The sequence below is a fragment of the Herbiconiux sp. VKM Ac-1786 genome (assembly GCF_015350805.1).
Lineage (GTDB): Bacteria > Actinomycetota > Actinomycetes > Actinomycetales > Microbacteriaceae > Herbiconiux.
The window spans coordinates 1,037,201-1,059,519 of the sequence record NZ_JADKSG010000001.1 but is presented as its reverse complement, the minus strand read 5'-3'; the positions used below and the strand labels follow the sequence as shown (position 1 = coordinate 1,059,519).

The window sequence follows — 22,319 nt, the reverse complement described above, 5'->3', positions numbered from 1 at the left end:
CAGAGCACCCTCCGGAATACACCCGGGGCCGGTGAACGGGTGTCGGCATCACCGTTCCAGGGGAACCTGCCCACGGGCGTGGGTGCCGTGCGGTGGGCGCGATTCCAGTAGGTAGGAACCTCCGCGGCGCTGTGCCACTGTCACATCGATGACGACTGCTTCGGCGCGGGCGTGCGGGCTGATGTTCGCCAGGGTCTCCGGGACGACGGCGAGGACGTCGTCGGCCAACTCGTCGATGAGGAACAGATCGACCGGCCCGGAGAAGTGAATCGTTGGGTGCATTGGGAGGGTGTCTTCGAGCTCGGTGAGCATGTCGACGAGGCGATGCCGCACACTGACAGCAGCCTGCGTCGGTCGGGTGAGGGTGAACGCAGCTGCACGAATGCCGGCGATCACCGCATCGATCTCATCGATGAAGGACGTGACCTCGTCGCGCGGTTCGGCAAGCGTCGCTGCGAATGCCTGAATGCCGATGCCGGTTGAGCAGCTGCTTGATGACATGGTCGTGGAGGTCGCGGGCCATTCGGGCGTGGTCCACGGCGGTCGTGCTGCGCTGCTGTTCCTGTCGTGCGTGCAGTAGTGCGAGTGCGAGGGAGGAGCGTTCCATGAACTCGACGACCGCCGACACGTCGAGTGAGGTGACAGGAGCTGAGCCGGCGGTGAGGGCCACGACGACGAGACCGGTGGTGGTGACGATAGTCGGACGCGAAAAGCTTCCGGGCTCGGTCGTCGAGCACATCGACGGCGGTCGCGAGCTCCCGTCGAACTTCTTCAGAGATCCAAGTCCCAGAGCGTCCATTGCTCACCTCCCAGTGTCTGGGGGTAGCAACCCAACATGCGACGAGGCGATCCCTTGTTGGGGTCGGACCGCCTCGTCGCATCAGCCGTGCGACAGTCGGGACGGGCCGTCCCTGAGTCTCTGCGGCCTCCGGGACCAGCCCGTGACTGCGACAGTATCGGCGACCCGGCGTGGACATGGGACCAAAGTCCCACCCGACCGCCGGAGCATGAGCGCGAGTGCACGTCGGGTGCAGCACAGTGCAGGCCTCAGCCGAATGACTTTGGTCCCCATCCCTCATCCGGAACCGGACGAGGGTTGGGAGCATGAACTCCATGCCATCTGCGCTCCCGAGTCGCGTTGCCGTGCCGGATCCGCGCGCACGGGATCTGCCGCCGACCGTCCCGCAAGCGTTCCGGATAGAAGAGGGGAATGCGAAACCCACGGATGCGCAACTCAGGCACCAGATCATCGCCGAGTTCGAAACCACCCGAGGTGTCGACGCTCAAACAGTCGATGTGATCGTTCAGGACGGCGTGGTCACCCTCACCGGACATGTGCCGTACTCCTGGCATCGCCACACCGCCGCCCGAACCGCCCTTCACGTGCCCGGGGTCAGAGCGGTCGCCAACGACGTCACGGTCCGAACCGGGGCCGGCAACCCCTCGGACGCACGCATCGCGGCCTCCGTAGCCGACGCGCTGACGGCGTGCGGCGCGGCAGATGGGGTCGGCATCGAGGTGTGTGACGGCAACGTCATCCTCACGGGCCGCGTGGACGGCGCCGACACCCGCATCAGGGTCGGCGACCTAGCCGACCGCAGCGGTCGGGCCCACCGCGTCGAGAACAGGCTCGCCCTCACGCGCCCGGCCATCCGATGACGCTGAAACACGGCAGGTTGCTTCGGCCGTGCGTCGCGAGGATTCGTGTCAGCCGGATGAGATTCTGTACATGCGCATCCTGATCGTGTTCGAGTCACTGTTCGGGGCCACCCATGCGATCGCGGACGAGATCGGGACGGGGGCGGGCCCTTACGGTGAGGTGACCGTGGTCGCCGCACACGACATCGATCCGGCCACCCTGCCGGCGGTGGATCTCCTCGTGCTAGGTGCTCCGACTCACAACCATGGGCTCAGTACAGCCGAGAGCCGCGGTCAGGCGGCGCTTCTTGCCATCGACACCTTCTCCGGTCTCCAGCTGGACCGCGGCGAGAACGACTCGAGCGGCATGCGCGAATGGCTCCATTCAGCAGCGATCCCGTCCGGAACGCAGGTGGCGGTCTTCGACACCCGCATTCGCGGACCGCGACTGTTCGTCGGATCAGCGGGACATGACATCGCACAGACGTTGCATCGCTTTCAGATCTGCCTGGTGGCCAAGCCGGTGAGCTTCTCCGTGATGGGGAATCACCGCCTCGAGCCCGGAGAACGCAGCCGCGCCGCGCACTGGGGCACCGAACTCACGACGCTCATCCGCCCGGAGAGGGCGTGATCTCTTCCGGTTCGTCCGCGCGCACGACGAGGTCGTGAGGCACGAAGACCGCGGGAAGAGGCTTGCCTCGGCGGCCGGAGAGTGGCTCGAATGCGTAGAGATCCAGCCACTCCTGCCCTGTCCACCAGCGATCACTAATCGACGATCCGTCGTCATACCAACCCGTCCGACGGCCGTCGTCCATGGGGAACTCACTTCTCACCATGTGCGGGGACCTCCGATGCGGTGATGCGCGAGGTCGTGCTCCAGGGGCGCAGCCGGGCGAACTCGAGCAGCCGCGCACCGAGGCCGACACAGACCAGGGCCGTCCAGACGAGGATGTTCAGCCAGGGGATATTCAAGGCGACGATGAGGATCCCGCCTCCTGTCAAGGCCTTCACAACCGGACGCTGCCCGCCCCGGAACACGATCCGACCAAGGTAGTAGGCGCCGTAGACGAACGCGGCGAGAGTGAGCACGGACTAGATCAGGATGCCTGCCAGCGCCAGTGGTGCGCCGACTATCGTGACCAGCAGGAACACCAGCGCGGCGGGAACGGTGATCGAAGCGATGAAACCGACCAGAAGCGCCTTCCACGGCGACGGCAGCAAGTGATCCGTGACCTGGTGAAGCCAGCGGGGGATAAGGAGTCCCGCGAGCAGGGTGATGAGGCTGAGGGCGACGAGTGCGTAGAGCAGCCCGAGGAACCATCCGCCGATGACGGCCCCGGGGGATGGTTCCGGTGCCTGGGCCGGCTCGATGCGTTCGACGGAGCCGGTGACGGCGCCGTCGTCGATCAGGGCCTCGTTGTCGCTGGTGTACGACACGTCGCCGCCGACCGCGCCACTGATGGCGAGTCGATCCACGCTGAGCAGCAAGTCGCGGCCGATGTCACCGGAGATGGCGGCCGTGGCGGCGCTCCCGACAACGTCGTCACCGAACGAGCCCGTGGGTGTGACGGCGATGTCTGCGGCGAAGACGGTTCCGCTTCGGGTGACGTCGCCGCTGATCGTCACGTTCTGAGCGGCAAGCCGGACGCTGCCGTCGACCGTCCCGGTGATCGTGATCGTCTGGGCTGCCGCGATCACATCACCGGTGACGTCACCGCTGATCGTCACACTCTGTCCGGCTGCGTACACATCGCCGTCGACCGTGTCGGTGACATTGACGACCGCCCCCGTGTAGAACTGGGGGCCCTCGGCGTTGCCGACGGAGGACAGCGCATCCGCGGCTGAAGCCGCTCCTGCCGCACTGGCCCTGCCAGCAAGGGAGAAGGCGACGATACCGAGCGCAAACGTCGTGCCGAGTATCCGACGGGGGACAGGTGCGAGTCTCATGGGGTGTGCCTCTCAAGACAGGTGGTGGGCGTGGCCACAGTCTGAGTGGCCGCAGTGACCCTGGAGAGGACGTAAGTCCCAGTGCCGCAACCGGAGCAGAGATCGCGTCTGTGCCGTGGGAGGACCGATCGTCAGCGTGTCGCCGAAGTCCGGCGCTGCTGAGCTTGGCGCCGTGGAGCAGATCGCTGCGCATGGCGGTGCTCGGGTTCAGCGTGAGGGCTCGAATACGCACAGCACGGATGCGCCGGTCTGGGGGTGCTCGATGGTGACTGAGCCGCGGTGACGCTCGACGATTTCCGCGACTATCGCCAATCCCAGTCCGTAGTGGCGCGTGGCACCGTCGTCGTTTCGGCGGCTGGCGAAGCGGTCGAAGGCCGTGGACGCGACCTCCGGCGGGAATCCCGGTCCGTCGTCGGTGACGCGCACGAATGCTTTTCCGTTCGACGCCGAGACCGTGACCGCCACCGCGGAACGGGCATGGTCGAGCGCGTTGGTCGACAGGGCGATCACCAGCCGCAGCAGAGCGGCCCTCGACCCGGTGATGGTGACGGGTGCCGGGTCGCCCGCCCGGACGAGGGAGACTCCGCGTCGGGTCGCCTCGTCGTGGAGCAGCGCGATGGCGTCGTCGGCGACCTTCGCGAGGTCGACCGGAGTCGGGTCGGCCACGGTCCGTGGGTCGGCGGCGATCAAGAGATCTTCGAGGATCTCGGTGAGGGCTCGCGTGTCGGCCACGATTTCGTCGACCGAGGCGGTGACGTCGTCGGGGAGGTCGGGGCCGGGACGGCGCTTGAGCATCTGCGCCCGCGTGCTGAGCAGAGTCAGTGGTGTGCGGAGTTCATGGCTGGCATCGGCGACGAAGCGACGCTGGAGAGCCAGCGCCTCGGCCAGGGGGCGGATGGCGCGGCGTGCCATCAGGTAGGCCGCAGCGAAGGCGAGTACTGCTGCGATGAGCCCTCCGACGATCAGCGCGGTCGCGAGCCTGCCCAGCTCTTCGGTGCTCTCGTGCAGGTCGAGGGCGACCTGCACGACCCGGTCGTGGTTGCGGTCCCCGGTGGCCGAGGTGGTAAGGAGGAGATAGTCGCGGCCGTCGACAGTGCGTCGGTTCTGCACGTCCCCGCCGCCGCCCGCGACTGCTCGGATCGCGTCCGTGTCGAGCAGTCCCGGGGGGAGGTCATCGGAGGAGATGAGCTGGTTGCCCGTGCGCCCGTCGATCAGGGAGAGGAAGGTGCCGCTCGGTGCATCCTGCGGTGAGTCGAGCCGGGTGGCCGCGACGAGGGCGCGCTCATTCGACTCGGTCACGCTCGTGCAGACGATGAAATAGACGATGGTGCCGACGATCGCGAGGATGATCAGCACCAGGGCGGTGAACTGCGCAGTGAGCCTCAGAGACGAGCCTCTGAGGTCGTCGCCCGTGCGTAGCGTTCTCACGCGAGGGATCCGAGCCGGTAGCCGATTCCGCGGACCGTCGTCACGGCGTCGCGGCCGAGCTTCTTGCGCAGGTAGTGCACGTAGGTGTCGACCACGCCGGGGTCGTCGGCATCGGGGAACACGCTCGCGAGCAGATCGTTGCGTTCGAATACCTGGCCGGGTCGTCGGGCAAGCCGTTCGAGCAGCTGCGACTCGCGCTCGGAGAGGGTCACGTCCGCTCCCTCCCGCGTCGTGACGGTGCGGCTCGCCGTGTCGAGCGACCCGTTCGGCAGTGCCAGCACGGGCACCATACTGCTGTGCCGGCGGAGGAGCGCACGGATGCGCGCGAGCAGCTCGTCGATGTCGAAGGGTTTGGCGAGGTAGTCCTCGGCACCCCGGTCGAGGCCCTCGACGCGGTCGGCCGGATTGCCCAGCGCCGAGAGCACCAGGGCCGGGGTCAGGATGCCGCGGCTGCGGAGCCGGGTCAGCACGTCCAGCCCCTCCATCACCGGCAGCCCCCGGTCGAGCACGAGGGCGTCGAACTGCTGCGTCAGGCCCTCGTGGAGGGCGCGCTGGCCGTCTCGGGCGACCACGGTCTCGTAGCCTTCGGCGGCGAGCAGCTGCTCGAGCATCTGTGCCAGGCGCGCGTCGTCCTCGACGAGAAGGATGCGTGGGCGCTCCGGCATGCTCGAAGTATAGGGAGACGAGGGGGCAGGGGGGGCTCATGCCGACGTGAGCCCCCGGGCGCACTGCAGCCCCGGTGTCGCGGTGAGGTGCCCTGCTTCATCGACCATCAGCGCATCGATGTCGAACCGCGCGAGCAGCTCCGGGCAGCGCTCGGGCCCGCCCGCGACGAGGGCTGTGGCCAGCACGTCGGCGGTGACGATGTCGTCGGCGAGCACGGTCACCTGGCGGTAGCGCTGTGGCCCGCTGGGGTCGCCGCAGCGCCAGATGTGCTCGCCCCGCTCCGCGGTGCCCGAGGTGGCCAGGGCAGTGCGTCGGCCGGTGAGCTCGACGCTGCAGAGCAGCGCATCCCGGTCGTCGGGGTCGACCACGCCGGCGCGCCACGGCAGGTCGCCGAGGCTGCCGCGGACGAGGATGTCGCCGCCGGCCACGAGCATCCAGTGGGCTTCGCCGGACGACTCGAGAACCTGCGCGGCCGCTTCCATCGCTTTGGCCTTGACGGTGCCCGAGAGGTCGATCACGCCATCGGGACGGTGGGGCGTGAAGGCGCCACCGGTGCTCTGCGACCAGTCGAGGGCCTCGGCGTAGGCGATGCGCAGTTCGGCGCTCGCCCTGGTGAGGTGCAGCTCGCCGCGGGCCACCCGGCTGATCTCGGAGTCGGGACGATAGAGACTGAACCGCTCGTCGAAGGCTCGGAACGCCTCCTCGACCTCGTCGAGAACGGATGCGGGGGCGGTGGCGCCGGCGAAGCGCAGACTCACCGTGGTGCCCATGGTGTCGAACACGTGCACGCCCACGGTCAGAGTCCGGCCTGGTCGAGGGCCGACTGGAGCGAGCGGAGGTAGGCGTCGCTGGTGTAGGTGGCGCCCGAGATGCCCTGGACGTTCGCCGACTGCGCGGTCAGCACCTCCTGGCGGAGTACTGGGGCGGCCCGGTTGCTGATCGACACCGAGCGCTGATCCTTGTCGGTGAGCTGCAGCGCGGTGACGTCGGTGATGCTGCCGTTCGCGACGGTGATCTGCACCTGCACCTGCACCGGGCCGAAGCGGGTCTGCACGGAAGTGCCGGTGAACGTGTCCGAGGCGCCGTCCGACGCCGGGGCTGAGGGGCTCGCGCCGCCGTTGGTGGCGGTGGGGATGGGGGTGGCCGCCGCGGTGGGCGTGGTCCCGCCGCTCGGAGTCGCGGGCGTGGTGGGAGCCGTCGTCGCGGAGCCGGCAGCCGTGGGGGCCGCCGCATCCGGAGCCGTCGAGGTCTGGCCCTGCGTGCCGAGCTGCCATCCCACGGTCAGCACGGCCACCGACGACAGGATGCTGAGGGCGAGTGCGCGCGCCCTCACCAGTGGAACCTCTCGACGTGGATCTGCTCGTCAGGCAGCCCCGCCGCCCGGGCGTCACGGATCACCAGGTCGGCCCAGGACTGCGGCCCGCACACGTACAGATCGGAGGTCAGCAGTTCGGGGAAGACCGTGCCGATCGTGACCCCGCGGCTGAGTGCCTCGGCCGACATCCAGGTGGCGAGGCCCTGAGGTCGCGGGCCGATCATCGAGGAGACCGCGTTGCCCTGCATGCTGCGGAGGGTGCCGACCTCGTTCCACAGGTAGCTCTGCGAGGGGTCACTCCCGCGCAGCAGCACCGTGGCCTCACCGGGGCGCAGAGCCGAGTGCTCGAGCATCGAACGGATCGGCGTGATGCCGATACCCGCCGCGACCACGGCCAGCTTCGGGGCCACCCGGTGCGCCTCGGTGAACACGCCGTAGGGCCCCTCGATCGACACCCGGGTGCCGGGCCGCACCCGGGAGATCGCCGCGCTGCCACTGCCGAGGTCGCGAACGGTGAGACGCGCCCACGACGTGGTGGGCACCGCGGAGAAGGAGATCGGATGCGCGTGCCACCAGGTCGCGCCGGTCCAGAACCGCCAGATCGCATACTGCCCACCCGCGGTCTGCAGGCGGTCAAGCTCCCGCCCGGTGAGGTGGATCGAGACCACACCGGGGGCGACCTGTTCGACGCCGGCAACCCGGATGCCATGGCGGGCGCTCCGCAGCGCGGGCACCGCGAAGCGGAACACGGCGATCGAGCCGAACGCGAGCACGTACAGCGCGATCCAGTAGACCCGCTGCACCGTGCCGTCGCCCAGCACGCCACCGGCGCTCAGCTGATGCGGTAGCGCCACGACCACGGCCACGTAGCTGAGAAGGTGGATGAGGTGCCAGGCCTCGTACGAGAAGTGCCGCCGCACCGCGACGACCGAGGTGACCACGACGGTGACGAGCAGCCCGAGGCCGAGGTAGGCGAGCGCCATGTCTGGGCCCTGGAACAGGCTGATCGTCTCGGTGATGATGTTCGACCCGTCCGCCAATGCGTAGCCGACGGTCAGCAGGGCGCCATGCGCGAGGATCAGGTACAGCGCGGGCTTGCCGAGCTGCCGGTGGAACGCCATCGCCGTGTCCTGCCCGACCACCCGGTCGATCGCCGGGATGCGGGCGGCGAGCACGAGCATCACCAGGATGAGGTCGGTGCCGACCAGACCGGTCACGATGCCCGCGGCGGTCAGTGCCGAACCGAGGTCGCTGACAGCGTTCAAGCCGCCGTAGGCGAGCCATAGGGTCACGGCGGCGGCGGCCGACGCCCAGACGAGGGCGACCATTGCATCGGCCGCGCGCATCCGTCGCCGACCGCGGATGCGCCGCGTGCGGTCGACCGGGTCGACCGCACGACGGGGGCGCACGGGGCCGACGGGAGCCGTTCTGAGGGTCATCGTGTTCTCGATTCGGGTGGGTGTCTTCTTTCCTCCCAACGATCGCCCCGAATTCTTCCAGGTTTCTTAGCCGGCCCCGGGTTGCTTAGCCTCACCGATGTTGAACCGCGGGGGCATCGGTGCTTGAGTGAGCGCATGTCGACCGACGGCACCACCGAACCCGGGCTGCACGCGAGCGAACCCCATCGCGGCGGCATCGCGCAGCGCCTCAACTGGCTGCGCGCCGGCGTGCTCGGTGCCAACGACGGCATCGTCTCGGTCGCCGCGATCGTCGTCGGCGTCGCCGGTGCCACGAGTGCGACCGGTCCCATCCTCACCGCGGGCGTGGCCGGCCTCGTCGGCGGCGCGGTCTCGATGGCGCTGGGGGAGTACGTCTCGGTCAGCAGCCAGAGCGACAGCGAGAAAGCCCTCATCGCGAAGGAGCGCGCCGAACTGCGCGACATGCCCGCCGAAGAGCTCGACGAGCTCACCGCCCTCTACCGGGCGAAGGGGCTGAGCGAGACGACCGCCCGGCAGGTGGCCGTCGAACTCACCGAGCACGACGCCCTGGCGGCGCACCTCTCGATCGAACTCAACATCGACCAGGACGACGTCGTGAGCCCCTGGCATGCGGCCGCGGCATCGGCGGCCGCATTCACGATCGGCGCCATCCTGCCGATGCTCGCCATCCTTCTGCCCCCGGCCGACTGGCGGATCCCCGTCACCTTCGTCGCAGTCCTGGTGGCCCTGACCATCACCGGAACCCTGTCGGCGACGATCGGGGGCAGCTCCCGGCGGCGAGCCACACTGCGGGTCGTCATCGGCGGAGCCCTGGCGCTGGTTGGGACCTACGGCATCGGCGTGCTCCTCGGAGCATCAGGCGTCGTCTGACCTCACAGGGCCCCGGCGGCTCATGGCCGCTTCAAAGAATCCTGGAAGAATCCACGCCCAGCCTGGGAGCATGTTCGACACCTTCTTCGGTCTTCCCTTGCATCCGTTCATCGTGCACGCGACCGAGGTGATCGTTCCGTTGGCCGCCCTCCTGATCGTTCTCACAGCCGTCTGGCCTCGCTGTCGGCGGTGGGCGGGCTACCTGCCCCTCGCTGTCTCGCTGGTGGCACTCGTGCTCGTGCCGATCTCCACGCAGTCGGGCGAGCGACTCGAGGAGCGCGTCGGTGAGAACGACCTCATCGAGACCCACGCCGCCCTGGCCGACGGGCTCCTCCCGTGGATGATCGGTCTCGTCCTGGTCGCAGGCGCGCTGCTGTGGTGGAGCATCCGGGAGAAGCGCGCACGGTTCGCAGGCTCCGACGAGGCTGGCCCTTCGGACGCTGCCCGTCCTCGCCCGCGGTGGGTGCCGATCGTGCTGATCGTCCTCGCACTCGTGGTTGCGGGCGGCACCACCGTGCAAGCCGTCCTCATCGGCCACAGCGGCGCCACCGCGGTCTGGACCGAGGACATGAGCACGCCGTCATCCGGTGACGACGAATCGGAGTGAAGTACCCCTACTCCGAGGCCGCCCATCCGTGCTTCTTGCTGCGTCGGGCCGTATTCTCCGAGGATTCACGCGACGCGGATCACAGACCGGCGTAACATACCAGATATCTGGTGACCGTGAGCGGGCCGGCTGAGGCTCCTTCACCAAACCGACCGCTCGTCGCCATGAATACCCGAGCAGTACGGAGCGAAGGTGGTGCGTCGTGTCCGATGATGATGATGATGATGGAATTCCGGCTCATCCGCTAGATCAGCCCGAGCAGCTTCCCCGCACTGCAGTGCGACAAGAGGAAGTTCAATACGCCGAGCAGGCTGGATCAGCGCTGACGGAGGCTGAGGTCGTCTGGGCCCTCGAGTACGGGTGGCTCGAAGGCGATCGATAGCGTACGGTTCCAGCATGATCGACGACGATCCGACCGTGACCAATCCGGACAACTACACGATCCTGTGGGAGAACGAGTTCGTCAGGGTGCTCGATTACGTGGACGTGCCCGGAACCCAGACCGTTCCTCACCGTCATCCCAACACCGTGATGGTGACGCTCACGGACTTCAGCCGGAGGCTCCGGTCGGATCGCGCAGCGGTCGACACGCAGATGACTGCAGGCACCGCTGTCTGGCTTCCAGCGCAAAGCCACTGGGGCGAGAACACGGGCCTGACCCCCACCCACGTCATCCTGGTGGAACTCAAGCGTGGAGGCGCAGGAGACGAGTCCCCGACATCCCTGGGCCCCGAGACTAATCACCGATCGAGTGCGGCATGACGCGGGCCGAGCTCGATACGACAGCCCGAGGTGGCGTTCGCTGAGCATCCGCTATTCTCCCGACCTCGGAGCGGAACCTGGACGGGCGGTGTTCCGGAACGGCTTGCGGAACACCGGCTCGAGAGCGGCGATCTCCTCGTCGGTGGCGAGGCGGAACGAGCCTGCGGGTGCCGATTCGGCGGGACGTCGGCCCTGACCTCGGGTGGCGCGGAGGCTAGCGACGATCGACACGGTGATGATGACGACGACGACGGCGAGGCTGACGGTGGTCGGGATGTAGAGCACGTCCAGGAGAAACATCTTGACACCGACCCAGATGAGCACGGCCGACAGGCCGACCTTGAGGTAGATGAAGCGGTGGATCAGATCGGCGAGCAGGAAGTACATCGCCCGAAGTCCGAGGATGGCGAAGGCGTTCGCGGTGAAGACGAGGAACGGCTCCGATGTGACGGCGAATATCGCGGGGATGGAGTCGACGGCGAAGACGATGTCGGTGAGCTCGACGAGTACGAGCACCGCGAGCAGCGGTGTCGCGAGGAGAACGCCCCGCGACCGGACGAGGAAGCGCTGCCCGTGGTAGGCGTCTGTCATCGGCACGAAGCGTCGGAATGCCTTGAGGATTCGGGAGTTCTCGGGGTGGATGTGCTCGTTCCGGCTGCGGAACATGCGCCATCCGGTGTAGATCAGGAATGCGGCGAAGACGTAGAGCACCCAGGAGAAGTTCTCGATCAGGGCAGAGCCGGCGGCGATGAATGCGCCCCGGAAGATCAGCGCACCGAGCACGCCGAAGAACAGTACGCGGTGCTGGTACTCGCGCGGAACGGCGAACGCGGCGAAGATGATGGCCCAGACGAAGACGTTGTCGACGGCGAGCGACTTCTCGATCAGGTAGCCCGCGAAGTACTGCTGACCGAACTCCGCTCCCCAGATGCTCCAGACGAGCATCCCGAACCCGACGCCCAGCGCGACCCAGACCGCCGACCAGGCGGCGGCCTCTCTCACCCTGATGACATGGGCGCTCCGGTGAGCGATCAGATCGACCGCCAGCATCAGGAGGACCACTCCCAGGACGGCGAACCAGGCCCACAGCGGTACATCCACGACAACCTCCACTCATCGTGAAGGTCTCATCGGCCTGGTGGCCCTACCGCACCGGGCCCCGCTCGGGGCCGTACTGACGACACGGAAGTGGGATTACTCCCCTTCGGAACCGATCCGAACATGAAGTGTGCTTCATGTCAAGTGCGGGTCGCGGCGCAAGATCGGCGATCGCCGCGATGAACTCGCCGACGGTGTGGGTGGAGTTCGAAGGATGCCCGAGTGGGCGCTCCGGGTGCAGGACTCAATGGTTGCGCTGAGCGCCGTGCTCCCGCTCGAGATAGCTCGAACGCTCGAGGTCGTTCAGGATCTTCACGGCCGAGCGGGTCGAGATGCCGACCACCTCGGAGATGTTCTGGACCGTCGCGTCCGCGTTCTGCGCGACCGCCGCAATCATCCTGTGTTGACATACCGAGTTCTTATCCGTCGTCAGACCGAGTGGCCGGATGCAATGTTCGATAATGCACCGCACTTACGATTTCTAACGCGCGGCTTTGAGCTTGCAGGCCAGGGGAGTGGCGACGCTTATAGGCGCTGTCTCGTTAATCTTTAGGTTTTCGAGATAGCTCAGTACCCGGTCGCCTTACCGTGACATTCCACTTGGCAACAGGTTCAACCTCATCGACAATCTTCGCGGGCCGCTGGTGGTTGGCGGTGCGCTTTTCCTCCGGGTTCAACGGTGGGCGGTTCGTCTTGGTGAATTTACATTGAGGGCGCGCCTACAGGGCAGTTCACCCGGAGGAGGTTAGCTCCATCCCCGCGCACATCGCAAGCCTCCAAGTGCTTGACCGACACTTTGATTGGGTGGACGAAAGTGATTCTCAGTTCCCGGTTCCCAGAATGAGCCAAATTCCACCTGCAATGCCGAGGCACAGCGTCGCGATTGCGGCGATGGTGATTGCGACTCCAGCGGGACGTGCAATATTGCCTGCGAGCAAGCTCCGGATTGATGTTCGCTGTCTGCGTTCAATGCAGATCCATCCGGTTGCACTGATCGCTATCCCAAATCCGGCGGTGGTGAGCCACATGGGATCGTACGCGAACCGAGCGACGACGACTGATGCGATTGCGAACGAGAGAATGGTGCGGCGCCATGCCAGGATCGTTCGTTCCGGTTGAAGGCCGGGGTCGAAGAGTTGAGCTGTCATCGCACGATAATCGCTGCGAGCAACAGTATGCCGACGAGCGCGATCGCAATGGCGAGAGGCGCCGCAAAGAACGGGTGCGGCAGGGGATCTCCCCGTCTTATTGCACGTTCAGCGCGGGACCAGCCGAACCAGGCTTGCGCAGGGACCAGGATCCCGGCGCCGACGAGAATGAACGCAGAGACCAACCGGAGTGTGGGCTCCAAGGGAAGCGGTAACGCTTCCAGCGCGACACCGCCACCTATGAGAGCGAGAGCAGTGCGCGTCCACGCCAGGAAAGTTCGCTCATTCGCGAGAGAGAAACGGACGTCTGGTTCAGTTCCATGACGATAGACGGATGACGGAAACCTCTTCGCGCTCATCGGGCGACCGTCCGAAAACCGGAGTTGGACATGGACGAGTTGGGGGTGTTGCTTGAGCGGGCCGAGTTTCGATAGCGGTTGCAGTAGGAGTCGTGGCAGAGGAACGATCCTCCTCGAAGGACGCGTTGAGTGCCCGATGGGGGGCCCACCGGGGACAAACCCGGAGATTTGCTGTAGAACTCGGCGTCATACCAATCGGAGCACCATTCCCAGACGTTGCCGACCGTCTGCCAAAGCCCGTAGGCGTTGGGTGAGTATGTGCGAACCGGTGCAGTCAAGAGGTACCCGTCGCCGAGGGTGTTGATTGTCGGGAACTCGCCTTGCCAGATGTTGGCTCTGAGATTGTCGCTGTCCCAGCTATCGCCCCAGGGGTATCGGGCGCCGTCGAGACCGCCACGACTGGCGGCTTCCCACTCCGCCTCTGTCGGAAGCCGTCTACCTGCCCACCTGCAATATGCCGACGCGTCGTTCCAGGTCACATGGACGACTGGGTGGTCGGCGAGCCCGTCGAGAGAGCTGTTCGGGCCAGAGGGATGGCGCCAATCGGCCCCTGCTACACCGAGCCACCAGGGGGTCCCGGGGTAGGTGCCCAGGATCTCTATCTGCGAAGAATCGCGGTCGATGGCCAAATGAAACACTGCGGACGAACCCTCCTCTTCTGCTTCGGTGATGTACCCCGTGGCGCGCGCAAATCGCTCAAATTCGGTGTTCGTGACCGTTGTGGTGTCGATGCTGAACTCTTCCACCGTCACGGTGTGAAGTGGTGTCTCCCCATCGCTTGGGTTTCCGTCTGCCGAGGAGTCGCCCATGATGAAGCTCTGCCGAGGTATCGGAGCCTGCTCGATGCGATGTTCTCCGTGCGTCAAGAAATCGCCGGCTGCCGCGGCGACGAGGGCCGGTCGTTGGGGTGCGCAGCAGGAGTTGGGGGATGTGCGCCGAGTGGAGTGGATGGCCATGACAATCTTTCGAGGGGGCAATCGCCCCCGGTTTCGTTTTCAATACTCATCCTAAACTACCGAGTACTCGGTTGGTCGTGTACTGTCGTGACAAGGCAAGATCATCCGCCAGCACGTCGTCACTCAATGATGAGGAGAAACATCAATGAAGCTGTACCCACGATCGGACCGCCGAGCTGCCGGCATTCTTGTAGCCGGCGTAGCGGCGCTTACGGCGATCGCGCTGGCCGGCTGCACATCTGCAGTATCAGGCGGCGCTGGACCAATCTCTACCCCCGTGCGCGGGGGCCAGATCGTGGTCGCCCAGCCAGGCGATTTCCAGCCCAACGTTATCCTGGGGGGCCGGACGGGGAACTACCCGTGGATCGGAAACGTCTTCCAGCCCCTGACCTATATTGACCCTGAGTCAGGTACCCCGGAGCCGGTGCTCGCAAAGGACTGGACTTTCGCCGACGACGGTATGTCGGTTACGTTCACACTGCAGGACGACGTGACTTTCCACACCGGACGGCCGATGACCGCCGACGATGTGAAGTTCTCGTTCATGAAGACCACCGAGGCGGACAGCGGCTCGCAGGTCGGCTTCATCGCGAAGCAGTTCTCCTCGATCGACGTCGCCAGCCCGACCAGTCTGACCGTCACCTTCTCCCAGCGCCTTAGTGAGGCGACGATCTTCGACTTCCTCGAGCAGACATACATCGTCGATCAGGAAACCTATGCGGGACTGGCGGACGGGTCACAGGTCGTTGGAACGGGACCATACAAATGGGGCACCTATCGGCCGGGCACATCGATCACACTCGAACGCTTCGACGGCTACTGGAATGCCGCCGCCGGCGGTCAGTACGCTGACACGATCGAGATCGACAAGCTCGCGGACAGCACCGCGCAGCTTTCCGCTCTGCGCAGCAACGGTGCCAACATCGCGTACAACCTGGGTCTCACCGACGCGAAGGGCTTCGAATCGCAGCCCCAGTACACCACCATCGACGCCGGCGGCACGATCTACCCATTCGGCATGGACGTCACCAAGGCGCCATTCGACAATCCGAAGGTGCGTCAAGCGATCGCCTATGCGATCGATCGGGACCGCATCAACGACCAGGTCTTCGCCGGGGGCGGGACAGTCACCGACCTTTTCTGGGGCGCGGACGCGCCGGGCGTGACCGACGACCAGGTGAATCACTATGCATACGATCCGGAGAAAGCCAAGCAGCTGGTCGAAGAGGCAGGAGCAACAGGTGCCGAGGTGCCCATCACCGTCGTCGCCCTCCCGGCCATCCAGAGCGAGTACGAGATCATCGCCAACAACCTCACCGCGATTGGTCTGGCGCCGACGGCAGTGTCCGTTGACGAGACCACGTTCAACTCGCTTCAGAACCAGGCCAACCTGGGCCCGGCGTTCCTGCTCCTGCACAGCCAGGTCGGCCTCGGCCCGAGCACGCTCATCAGTTCTTTGCCGTCGTTGCGCGCGAACAACCCCTCTCACTTCGATTCGCCCGAGTACCAGGACCTCCGAAACAACCTCACCTCGGCGGCGAGCGATGAAGAGAACGAGAAAGCGCTAGGTGCCCTGACGGAGTACATCCTGGAGCAAGCCTGGGTCGTTCCGATCGTGCAGGCGCCGTACAAGGTCGTCTCGTCCACAGACGTTCAGGGTATCGGCGTGTCCAAGCGCGGCAACCTCCTTCTCAACGACGCCTACATTTCGGAGTAGCCCATGACTCGCTTCCTCCTCAGGAAGCTGCCCTCGGTTGCATTGGTGATCGTCGTCAGTTCGATAATCGCCTTTCTTCTGCCTCGGCTTGCGCCCGGTGATCCCGCCGCGGCGCTAGCCGGCGCGGATGCAACCCCCGAGCAGGTCGCAGCCATCCGAGAACAGAGCGGTCTCGACGACCCGCTCATCGCGCAGTACATCAACTGGATAACGGGAATCTTCCGCGGAGACTTCGGGAACTCATACATCTTCCAGCGCCCCGTCGCCGAGCTCGTCCTCGACCGTCTCGAGAGCACACTGGAACTAGCCGCTCTCGCGACAGTCATCATGATCGTGGTCGGCCTGACCCTTGGAATCCTGTCGGGCTCGCCGCGTGCCAAGGTGAGCCGGGGTGTCCTCGACGTTCTCAATACGCTGCTGCTGGCCACGCCGCCGTTCCTGACCGGTCTGCTCCTGATCCTCGTGTTCGGAGTGACCTGGCGGCTTCTCCCGGTCTCGGGAGAGGTCGGTCTGCTCGAGAACCCCGAAATCGGCATCCAATACCTCCTGCTCCCGGCATTCGCGCTCGCACTGCCTCAGGCAGCAGTCGTCGCCCGGCTTGTCCAGACGTCGATGCAGAACGTGCGCGGAGAAGACTTCGTGGATCTCGCATTCGCAAAGGGCGCGTCGCCACGACGGATCACCTACCGGCACGTGCTGCGCAACAGCCTGGGCACTGCGGTGGTGGCGATCGGTCTCCGGATCGGCGAACTCCTCGGCGGGGCGATCGTGATCGAAGCGATCTTCGCCAGGAACGGTCTGGGCCAGCTTGCCGTCCAAGCGGTACAAGATCGCGACTACTTCATCATCCAGATCCTCATCCTGGGCGCCGTGATCCTCGCGGTACTCATCCAGATCATCACCGAAATCGCTTTGGCCGCTCTGGACCCGCGGATTCGACTGGAGGCCTGACCATGACAACCACCGCACCTCCTTCTCGCAGACCTCGCCGCAGCGGCGTATCGCCCTCACTCCGCCGATACGGCGCCGCGCTGAAGAGCCCACGGGGTCTCGTCGGCATCATCGTAATTCTGGTACTGGCACTCCTCTCGGTGTCTGCACCACTTCTGTTCCCCGACGGATATGACGTACAGTCGTCCGAGTCGCTGTTAGCGCCCTCATTCACCCACCTGTTCGGAACCGATGAACTCGGCCGCGACATCTTCGTGCGCTCCCTCTACGGTCTCCGAACCGACTTCAGCATCATCGTCGTCGCCGTGCCCGTCAGCATGATTCTCGGCACGATCCTCGGGCTCATCGGTGCGCTCTCGCGAGTGGCAGGGACGATCGTGCAGAGAGTACTCGACATCATCCTGGGCTTCCCGGGGCTCGTCCTCGGCATCTGTATCGTCCTCGTCGTCGGACCCGGATGGGTGTCGCTGGTGATCGCGATCACCATCAGTGGTCTGCCGGCCTTCGGCCGGCTGGCACGTGCCGCGTTGATGTCCCAGATGCAACGCGAATACGTGACTGCGGCCGAGACCCTCGGTGTGAGCCGCCTCACAGTGCTGGGCAGGCACATCCTGCCCAACGCCATCGACCCGATCCTCGTGCAGGGGGCCGTGTTCGTCGTGCAGGCCATCTTCATCGAGGCCGCCCTCAGCATCGTGGGACTCGGTATCCAGCCGCCCCAACCATCACTTGGAGCACTCCTGAACGTGGGAACCCGGTTCATCAACCAGGCACCCACCTACATCCTGGGCCCAACAGTACTTCTCCTTCTTCTCGCCCTCGCGTTCAGCCTCCTCGCCGACGCCCTCAATGAGACGGTCAACCGCAAATGAGCGCAAAGATCCCACAGGAAAACCGCGAAGTCCTTCTCGATGTGCACGACCTCGTCGTGACGTTCGATACCCCGGCGGGAACCATACGAGCTGTCGATGGAGTGTCATTCGAACTCAAGCGCGGGCAGATCCTCGGCATCGTCGGGGAATCCGGGTCGGGCAAGTCGGTCACCTCGAGGGCGGTCATGGGGATGGTCCGCTCCCCGGGCGTGATCGAGAGCGGAGAGATTGCTCTCTCCGGGAATGACCTCCGACGTCTCAACGCCAAGCAGCTGCGCCGGCGACGCGGGAAGGACTTGGCGATGATCTTCCAAGACCCTCAGGCCGCGCTCAACCCGGTGATGAGGATCGGTGCGCAGATCGAAGAGTCCCTGCTCATTCACGGCAGCGACAAGGCGACCGCGAAAAGCCGCAGCCTCGAACTTCTCGACCAGGTTGGAATCCCAAATCCCACCACGGCGGCGGAACGTTACCCACACGAGTTCTCCGGCGGAATGAAGCAACGCGTCGTGATCGCGATCGCGCTGGCCAACAGCCCCTCGCTCCTGATCGCCGACGAGCCGACTACCGCCCTCGATGTGACCATCCAGGCACAGATCCTCGATCTCATCCGCACACTCAGAGACGATCTCGGCGTCGCTATTCTGTTCATCACCCACGACATGGGGGTCGTCGCCGAGCTCTGCGACGATGTCGTGGTGATGTACCACGGCCGCATAGTTGAAAAGGGCCCGGTCGAACAAGTACTCCGCGCGCCCCGTGATCCCTACACGATCTCGCTGATGGACGCCGTTCCACGAATCGACGCACCGTTGAGGCCGACACCGCCGGCGACGCCCAAACCAGTACTCGAAGTGAATGAGCTCCGCACCGACGTCAACACGAACCGTCGGGGCCTCTTCCGCCGTCCCGAACCCATCTTCGCGGTCAATGGCGTGTCGTTGCAGGTCTCCGAGGGCGAGACCCTCGGCTTGGTTGGCGAGTCGGGGTGCGGAAAGAGCACCCTCTCGCGCACTATCGTCGGCATAAACAAAGCCGCGTCAGGCAGCATCACCATCGACGGCCGCGACGTGACCGGGAGAGGACCGAGAGACAGGCGTTTCATCAGCAACAACATCCAATACGTGTTCCAGGACCCCTACTCCTCACTCAATCCCCGACGTACTGCGGGGCAATCCCTCGAAGAAGCTCTAGTTGTCGTCGGCGTCCCTGCGTCCGAAATCAGGGCGAGGTGCGAAGACCTGATGGAGCGGGTGGGACTCAACGCCGATCAGCTGGACCGTTATCCCTACGCATTCTCGGGCGGGCAGCGCCAGCGAATCGGTATCGCGCGAGCACTGGCCGCGCGTCCGAAGGTGCTGATTCTCGATGAGCCCGTGTCGGCTCTGGACGTGTCCATTCAGGCGCAGATCCTCGAGCTACTGAAGGATCTTCAGGACGAACTCGGAGTCGGATACTTGTTCATCTCCCACGACCTCGCCGTGGTGCGGAACATCAGCCACCGGGTGGCGGTGATGTATCGCGGCCAGCTCGTAGAACAAGGCACGACGGCTCAAGTCTTCGACAACCCCCGCGATGAGTACACCCGCAAGCTTCTCAGCTCGACGCCGGGCCTAAATGAACGGTTCACGCGATGACTCCCACGCTTCGCGCCAGCGTCCTGGCGCGGCAGCGAGCGCATCCGGTCGACGAGCCGCCGGCAGGGCAGAATCAGAGGATGACCGACATTCCTGCGCGACGACCGAAGACAACCCGCCCGCACGGTGACGCCCGGCGTCGGCAGATCCTGAACTCCGCGATGGAATTGTTCTCGGCCCGAGGTTTCAATGGCGTTAGTCTTGCCGAGGTCGCCGACCACGCCGGACTCACTCAGCCCGGCCTGCTGCATCATTTTCGTTCCAAGGCCTCGCTCTTGCTCGCGGTGCTCCAAGAACGGGAGCAACGCAACAACACAGAAGAGCAGCGACTCTTGGACAGTGGCTACGACTACTTTCAGGCATTCCTGTCCACGCTCGCTCGCAACGAGAAGAACGCCCCGCTCGTGCAGTTGTTCGCGGTGATTTCGGCAGAAAGCCTCTCCACATCGCACCCCGGCCACTCGTGGACTCTGAATCGCTACCGTGACACGATCCGCAAGGCCACAACTACCCTCGACCCCTTACTCGATCCCGAGAAACTCCCGGATGGAGTCACCGCGGAAACAATTGCGCGCTGGCTCATCGGGATGGCTGATGGTCTGCGCATTCAATGGATTCTGGAACCGGCCACGTTGAGTAGGCATGCCCTGATGACCCAGTTCGTGGACATTCTCCGCCCCTTCCTCAAGAGCTAACCGCCGGACACCGGCGTGATGCGGCTCCCTATGCACGCTCTAACCGACCAAGCGATCGGTAGGACAATGCCAGATTGGAATCTGACTTCATGAAACGACCTAATGTTCTCGTAATCCTCGCGGATGACCTGGGGTACTCGGATCTCGGCGTCTTCGGCGGGGAAATCGACACGCCGAACCTCGACCGACTGGCTGGCCGAGGGACGAGGATGAGTTCCTTCTACGTCACGCCGCGCTGCAGCCCCTCCCGCGCAGCCCTGCTCACCGGCCGCCATCCGCACTCCGTCGGAATTGGCATCCTCACCGGGGACGACCGCCCACGCGGGTACGTCGGGTCGCTCAGCGCGTCAGCGCCAACCCTGGCTGAACGTCTCGGCGCCGAGGGATACGCCACGTGTCTCTCGGGCAAATGGCACCTCTCGTCCGACACCGCAACTCCGAACGAGACCTGGCCGACACGGCGCGGGTTCAACGAGTTCTACGGGATCCTCCCTGGCTGCGGCAGCTACTATCAGCCACGCCTGATGAGTGGTGAAGAGAGCGTACCTTCCGAGGTATTCCAGGGTGACTATTACTTCACGGACGACATCTCGGCCTACGCATCCGATTTCATCGAGCGCGCCCATACTCAAGGCACCCCGTTCTTCCTCTACCTGGCTCACACGGCACCCCATTGGCCGCTCCACGCCCGCGAAAAGGACATCGCCAAGTACCGCCAGCGATTCGCCGCAGGCTGGGACAGACTGCGGCAGGAACGCTTCGAGCGCCAGCAGGAACTCTCCCTGCACAGTGCGGCAGAACTCTCGCCCCGCGACCCGGAAGTGCCTGCCTGGGAGGACGCCCCCGAGCATGAGTGGGAAATCGAACGGATGGCCACATACGCCGCACAGGTCGAGGTGATGGATCGCGGTATCGGTGGAGTCATCCATACGCTCGAGCGACTCGGCCAGCTGGATGACACCCTCATCCTCTTCAGTTCCGACAACGGTGCGTGCGCCGAGCCGCTGCCCCCGACGTCGGCCGGAAAGAAGTTCAATCCTGAGATCTGCCCCCCGGAGACCCGCGACGGCGTGACCGTCGCAGTCGGCAACAACCCCTCGATCACGCCCGGCCCTGAAGAGAGCTATGCAAGCTACGGACGAGCCTGGGCGAACGTGTCGAACACGCCCTTCCGGCTGTACAAAAGGTGGGTGCATGAAGGCGGGATTTCCTCATCGTTCATCGCCTCCTGGCCGGCGGGCGGGGTGAATGGGGGCGAGATCAGTACCCACCCGGGCCACCTCGTCGACATCGTCCCGACCGTCATGGACGCAATCGGCGGCGCAAGCGACGGCCCGGGAGTGAGCCTCCTCGAGCAATGGCGGAACCCCTCGGCCGAGAGCGACCTCGATGAGCGACCACTCTTCTGGGAACACATCGGCAACGCGGCCGTGCGACGGGGCACCTGGAAGCTCGTGCGAGAAAACGATTCCCCCTGGGAGCTATACGACATCTCGGCAGATAGGGGAGAGACCGTTGATCGCTCCGCGGCAGAGCCCGAGCTTGTCCAAGAACTGACGGCACTCTGGCACGACTGGGCACGCAGCAACGGCGTGATCCCCTGGGACGCCGTGCTCGCCGACTATCGCCAACGAGGAATCCCCGAAGGCCAAGCCGCGGGTTAGGACAACGGTCGATAGGAGTTGATCGTAATTCCGATGAGTCAACATCTAGGTCCTGACGACGAGACCCCACCGCCAGCTCCGCCCAGCGGTCGCCGCGTTTGGGCTGTTGGCTGTCACGGGATCAGTGCCAGCTTCAGTCGATCAATCGGACGCGACTAGTTGGACGGCGGCGATCAACGCTTGCGTCTTGCCGCCGCGCTCCCGGGGAGTACGGACTTCTTCAGCGGCGAAACGCGCCGCGGCTGGTCTCTAGTAAAACTCTTGTTTTCGAGATGGCTCATCGCGCTCTGTGGCAGGTTGTGAAGCCAGCTGTATGGCTACGCGTGTCTTGGGTCCGAGAGGGGCGGCTGGCGGATCTCGTCGCGCACGTTGAAGACCATGACCGCGTCGAGGCGGCCGCGGCCCGCTCTCATAAGCGCCGTTCGAAACTGCGGATCCGGTATTCTGTTTTCGGCACGGAATGGTCCCATCGAGTGCCCTGCTCAGTGAGCAGGTTGTTCACACAGCGGTTTCCCTGATGTCCGGGAAGGACTCAGGGGCAGCTGATGGT

24 protein-coding genes are annotated in these 22,319 nt (G+C 65.2%); 11 read left to right on the top strand and 13 right to left on the bottom strand.

Annotation, left to right across the window (positions count from 1 at the left end; genetic code table 11):
- Window positions 1-48: 48 nt before the first annotated feature.
- The gene (locus tag ITJ64_RS05335; protein WP_194679693.1) at window positions 49-501 is read right to left on the bottom strand and encodes a hypothetical protein; all 453 of its coding nucleotides are present in this window, start codon (window positions 499-501) and stop codon (window positions 49-51) included.
- 603 nt (window positions 502-1,104) lie between these two features.
- Between ITJ64_RS05335 and ITJ64_RS05330 the strand changes: the two genes are divergently transcribed.
- Complete coding sequence (locus ITJ64_RS05330; RefSeq protein ID WP_194679692.1) at window positions 1,105-1,659, top strand: BON domain-containing protein; 555 nt, start codon at window positions 1,105-1,107, stop codon at window positions 1,657-1,659.
- Window positions 1,660-1,729: 70 nt separating this feature from the next.
- Window positions 1,730-2,269, top strand: a complete 540-nt coding sequence (locus tag ITJ64_RS05325) for a flavodoxin domain-containing protein (RefSeq protein ID WP_194679691.1) — start codon at window positions 1,730-1,732, stop codon at window positions 2,267-2,269.
- A 191-nt stretch (window positions 2,270-2,460) separates the two neighbouring features.
- On the opposite strand, the gene ITJ64_RS05320 is transcribed toward ITJ64_RS05325, so the two are convergent.
- The 7 genes from ITJ64_RS05320 to ITJ64_RS05290 form a co-directional block, all read right to left on the bottom strand.
- Complete coding sequence (locus ITJ64_RS05320) at window positions 2,461-2,727, bottom strand: hypothetical protein (protein WP_194679690.1); 267 nt, start codon at window positions 2,725-2,727, stop codon at window positions 2,461-2,463.
- Between the two features lie 3 nt (window positions 2,728-2,730).
- Entirely contained in the window at window positions 2,731-3,585 is an 855-nt protein-coding gene (locus ITJ64_RS05315) for a polymer-forming cytoskeletal protein (RefSeq protein WP_194679689.1), read from the bottom strand.
- Between the two features lie 207 nt (window positions 3,586-3,792).
- Window positions 3,793-5,013 (bottom strand): HAMP domain-containing sensor histidine kinase, encoded by a 1,221-nt coding sequence (locus ITJ64_RS19275; protein WP_194679688.1) that lies wholly within the window; start codon window positions 5,011-5,013, stop codon window positions 3,793-3,795.
- Window positions 5,010-5,678, bottom strand: coding sequence for a response regulator transcription factor (locus ITJ64_RS05305; RefSeq protein WP_194679687.1), 669 nt, complete (start codon window positions 5,676-5,678; stop codon window positions 5,010-5,012). The genes ITJ64_RS19275 and ITJ64_RS05305 overlap by 4 nt, the downstream gene beginning before the upstream one ends.
- A 36-nt stretch (window positions 5,679-5,714) precedes the next feature.
- Window positions 5,715-6,473: an FAD:protein FMN transferase gene (locus tag ITJ64_RS05300; protein ID WP_370545047.1), complete on the bottom strand. Its 759-nt coding sequence runs from the start codon at window positions 6,471-6,473 to the stop codon at window positions 5,715-5,717.
- 2 nt (window positions 6,474-6,475) lie between these two features.
- On the bottom strand, window positions 6,476-7,012 hold the full coding sequence (locus tag ITJ64_RS05295; RefSeq protein WP_194679686.1) for an FMN-binding protein: 537 nt from the start codon (window positions 7,010-7,012) through the stop codon (window positions 6,476-6,478).
- Window positions 7,009-8,433 (bottom strand): ferric reductase-like transmembrane domain-containing protein, encoded by a 1,425-nt coding sequence (locus ITJ64_RS05290; RefSeq protein ID WP_228507689.1) that lies wholly within the window; start codon window positions 8,431-8,433, stop codon window positions 7,009-7,011. The genes ITJ64_RS05295 and ITJ64_RS05290 overlap by 4 nt, the downstream gene beginning before the upstream one ends.
- Before the next feature lie 135 nt (window positions 8,434-8,568).
- Here ITJ64_RS05290 and ITJ64_RS05285 point away from each other — a divergent pair, with 135 nt between their 5' ends.
- The 3 genes from ITJ64_RS05285 (at window position 8,569) to ITJ64_RS05275 (ending at window position 10,672) form a co-directional block, all read left to right on the top strand.
- Window positions 8,569-9,303, top strand: coding sequence for a VIT family protein (locus ITJ64_RS05285; RefSeq protein WP_194679685.1), 735 nt, complete (start codon window positions 8,569-8,571; stop codon window positions 9,301-9,303).
- Window positions 9,304-9,373: 70 nt separating this feature from the next.
- Window positions 9,374-9,910 carry a DUF2231 domain-containing protein gene (locus ITJ64_RS05280; protein WP_194679684.1) on the top strand — a complete coding sequence of 179 codons (537 nt, stop codon included), beginning with the start codon at window positions 9,374-9,376 and terminating at the stop codon, window positions 9,908-9,910.
- A 396-nt stretch (window positions 9,911-10,306) separates the two neighbouring features.
- Window positions 10,307-10,672 carry a cupin domain-containing protein gene (locus ITJ64_RS05275; RefSeq protein WP_228507687.1) on the top strand — a complete coding sequence of 122 codons (366 nt, stop codon included), beginning with the start codon at window positions 10,307-10,309 and terminating at the stop codon, window positions 10,670-10,672.
- Between the two features lie 51 nt (window positions 10,673-10,723).
- Here ITJ64_RS05275 and ITJ64_RS05270 read toward each other — a convergent pair whose 3' ends face one another.
- The 5 genes from ITJ64_RS05270 to ITJ64_RS05250 form a co-directional block, all read right to left on the bottom strand.
- Window positions 10,724-11,773 carry a TerC family protein gene (locus ITJ64_RS05270; protein WP_194679683.1) on the bottom strand — a complete coding sequence of 350 codons (1,050 nt, stop codon included), beginning with the start codon at window positions 11,771-11,773 and terminating at the stop codon, window positions 10,724-10,726.
- Between the two features lie 241 nt (window positions 11,774-12,014).
- The gene (locus ITJ64_RS05265; RefSeq protein ID WP_194679682.1) at window positions 12,015-12,167 is read right to left on the bottom strand and encodes a helix-turn-helix domain-containing protein; all 153 of its coding nucleotides are present in this window, start codon (window positions 12,165-12,167) and stop codon (window positions 12,015-12,017) included.
- 424 nt (window positions 12,168-12,591) lie between these two features.
- A complete protein-coding gene (locus tag ITJ64_RS05260; protein ID WP_194679681.1) occupies window positions 12,592-12,918 on the bottom strand; it encodes a DUF202 domain-containing protein in 327 nt (108 codons plus the stop codon).
- Complete coding sequence (locus tag ITJ64_RS05255; RefSeq protein ID WP_194679680.1) at window positions 12,915-13,277, bottom strand: YidH family protein; 363 nt, start codon at window positions 13,275-13,277, stop codon at window positions 12,915-12,917. Before ITJ64_RS05255 ends, ITJ64_RS05260 begins: the two co-directional genes overlap by 4 nt.
- Window positions 13,274-14,233, bottom strand: coding sequence for a formylglycine-generating enzyme family protein (locus ITJ64_RS05250; protein WP_194679679.1), 960 nt, complete (start codon window positions 14,231-14,233; stop codon window positions 13,274-13,276). The genes ITJ64_RS05255 and ITJ64_RS05250 overlap by 4 nt, the downstream gene beginning before the upstream one ends.
- Window positions 14,234-14,378: 145 nt before the next feature.
- Here ITJ64_RS05250 and ITJ64_RS05245 point away from each other — a divergent pair, with 145 nt between their 5' ends.
- The 6 genes from ITJ64_RS05245 (at window position 14,379) to ITJ64_RS05220 (ending at window position 21,769) form a co-directional block, all read left to right on the top strand.
- Window positions 14,379-15,950, top strand: a complete 1,572-nt coding sequence (locus ITJ64_RS05245; RefSeq protein ID WP_194679678.1) for an ABC transporter substrate-binding protein — start codon at window positions 14,379-14,381, stop codon at window positions 15,948-15,950.
- A gap of 3 nt (window positions 15,951-15,953) precedes the next feature.
- Window positions 15,954-16,901: an ABC transporter permease gene (locus ITJ64_RS05240; RefSeq protein ID WP_194679677.1), complete on the top strand. Its 948-nt coding sequence runs from the start codon at window positions 15,954-15,956 to the stop codon at window positions 16,899-16,901.
- 2 nt (window positions 16,902-16,903) lie between these two features.
- Window positions 16,904-17,773 (top strand): ABC transporter permease, encoded by an 870-nt coding sequence (locus ITJ64_RS05235; protein WP_194679676.1) that lies wholly within the window; start codon window positions 16,904-16,906, stop codon window positions 17,771-17,773.
- Entirely contained in the window at window positions 17,770-19,410 is a 1,641-nt protein-coding gene (locus ITJ64_RS05230; protein ID WP_194679675.1) for an ABC transporter ATP-binding protein, read from the top strand. Before ITJ64_RS05235 ends, ITJ64_RS05230 begins: the two co-directional genes overlap by 4 nt.
- An 80-nt stretch (window positions 19,411-19,490) precedes the next feature.
- On the top strand, window positions 19,491-20,105 hold the full coding sequence (locus tag ITJ64_RS05225; protein ID WP_194679674.1) for a TetR/AcrR family transcriptional regulator: 615 nt from the start codon (window positions 19,491-19,493) through the stop codon (window positions 20,103-20,105).
- Window positions 20,106-20,194: 89 nt separating this feature from the next.
- Window positions 20,195-21,769, top strand: a complete 1,575-nt coding sequence (locus ITJ64_RS05220; protein WP_194680746.1) for an arylsulfatase — start codon at window positions 20,195-20,197, stop codon at window positions 21,767-21,769.
- The last annotated feature ends 550 nt before the right edge of the window (window positions 21,770-22,319 follow it).

Excerpts from the sequence above, each read along its gene's own strand:
- ITJ64_RS05280 (WP_194679684.1), top strand. The coding sequence starts at position 9,374 with ATGTTCGACACCTTCTTCGGTCTTCCCTTGCATCCGTTCATCGTGCAC.
- ITJ64_RS05325 (WP_194679691.1), top strand. The coding sequence starts at position 1,730 with ATGCGCATCCTGATCGTGTTCGAGTCACTGTTCGGGGCCACCCATGCG.
- ITJ64_RS05285 (WP_194679685.1), top strand. The coding sequence starts at position 8,569 with ATGTCGACCGACGGCACCACCGAACCCGGGCTGCACGCGAGCGAACCC.
- ITJ64_RS05240 (WP_194679677.1), top strand. The coding sequence starts at position 15,954 with ATGACTCGCTTCCTCCTCAGGAAGCTGCCCTCGGTTGCATTGGTGATC.
- ITJ64_RS05330 (WP_194679692.1), top strand. The coding sequence starts at position 1,105 with ATGAACTCCATGCCATCTGCGCTCCCGAGTCGCGTTGCCGTGCCGGAT.
- ITJ64_RS05290 (WP_228507689.1), bottom strand. The coding sequence starts at position 8,433 with ATGACCCTCAGAACGGCTCCCGTCGGCCCCGTGCGCCCCCGTCGTGCG.
- ITJ64_RS05245 (WP_194679678.1), top strand. The coding sequence starts at position 14,379 with ATGAAGCTGTACCCACGATCGGACCGCCGAGCTGCCGGCATTCTTGTA.
- ITJ64_RS05220 (WP_194680746.1), top strand. The coding sequence starts at position 20,195 with ATGAAACGACCTAATGTTCTCGTAATCCTCGCGGATGACCTGGGGTAC.
- ITJ64_RS05275 (WP_228507687.1), top strand. The coding sequence starts at position 10,307 with ATGATCGACGACGATCCGACCGTGACCAATCCGGACAACTACACGATC.
- ITJ64_RS05315 (WP_194679689.1), bottom strand. The coding sequence starts at position 3,585 with ATGAGACTCGCACCTGTCCCCCGTCGGATACTCGGCACGACGTTTGCG.
- ITJ64_RS05225 (WP_194679674.1), top strand. The coding sequence starts at position 19,491 with ATGACCGACATTCCTGCGCGACGACCGAAGACAACCCGCCCGCACGGT.
- ITJ64_RS05250 (WP_194679679.1), bottom strand. The coding sequence starts at position 14,233 with ATGGCCATCCACTCCACTCGGCGCACATCCCCCAACTCCTGCTGCGCA.
- ITJ64_RS05305 (WP_194679687.1), bottom strand. The coding sequence starts at position 5,678 with ATGCCGGAGCGCCCACGCATCCTTCTCGTCGAGGACGACGCGCGCCTG.
- ITJ64_RS05265 (WP_194679682.1), bottom strand. The coding sequence starts at position 12,167 with ATGATTGCGGCGGTCGCGCAGAACGCGGACGCGACGGTCCAGAACATC.
- ITJ64_RS05230 (WP_194679675.1), top strand. The coding sequence starts at position 17,770 with ATGAGCGCAAAGATCCCACAGGAAAACCGCGAAGTCCTTCTCGATGTG.
- ITJ64_RS05255 (WP_194679680.1), bottom strand. The coding sequence starts at position 13,277 with ATGAGCGCGAAGAGGTTTCCGTCATCCGTCTATCGTCATGGAACTGAA.
- ITJ64_RS05260 (WP_194679681.1), bottom strand. The coding sequence starts at position 12,918 with ATGACAGCTCAACTCTTCGACCCCGGCCTTCAACCGGAACGAACGATC.
- ITJ64_RS05335 (WP_194679693.1), bottom strand. The coding sequence starts at position 501 with ATGTCATCAAGCAGCTGCTCAACCGGCATCGGCATTCAGGCATTCGCA.
- ITJ64_RS05235 (WP_194679676.1), top strand. The coding sequence starts at position 16,904 with ATGACAACCACCGCACCTCCTTCTCGCAGACCTCGCCGCAGCGGCGTA.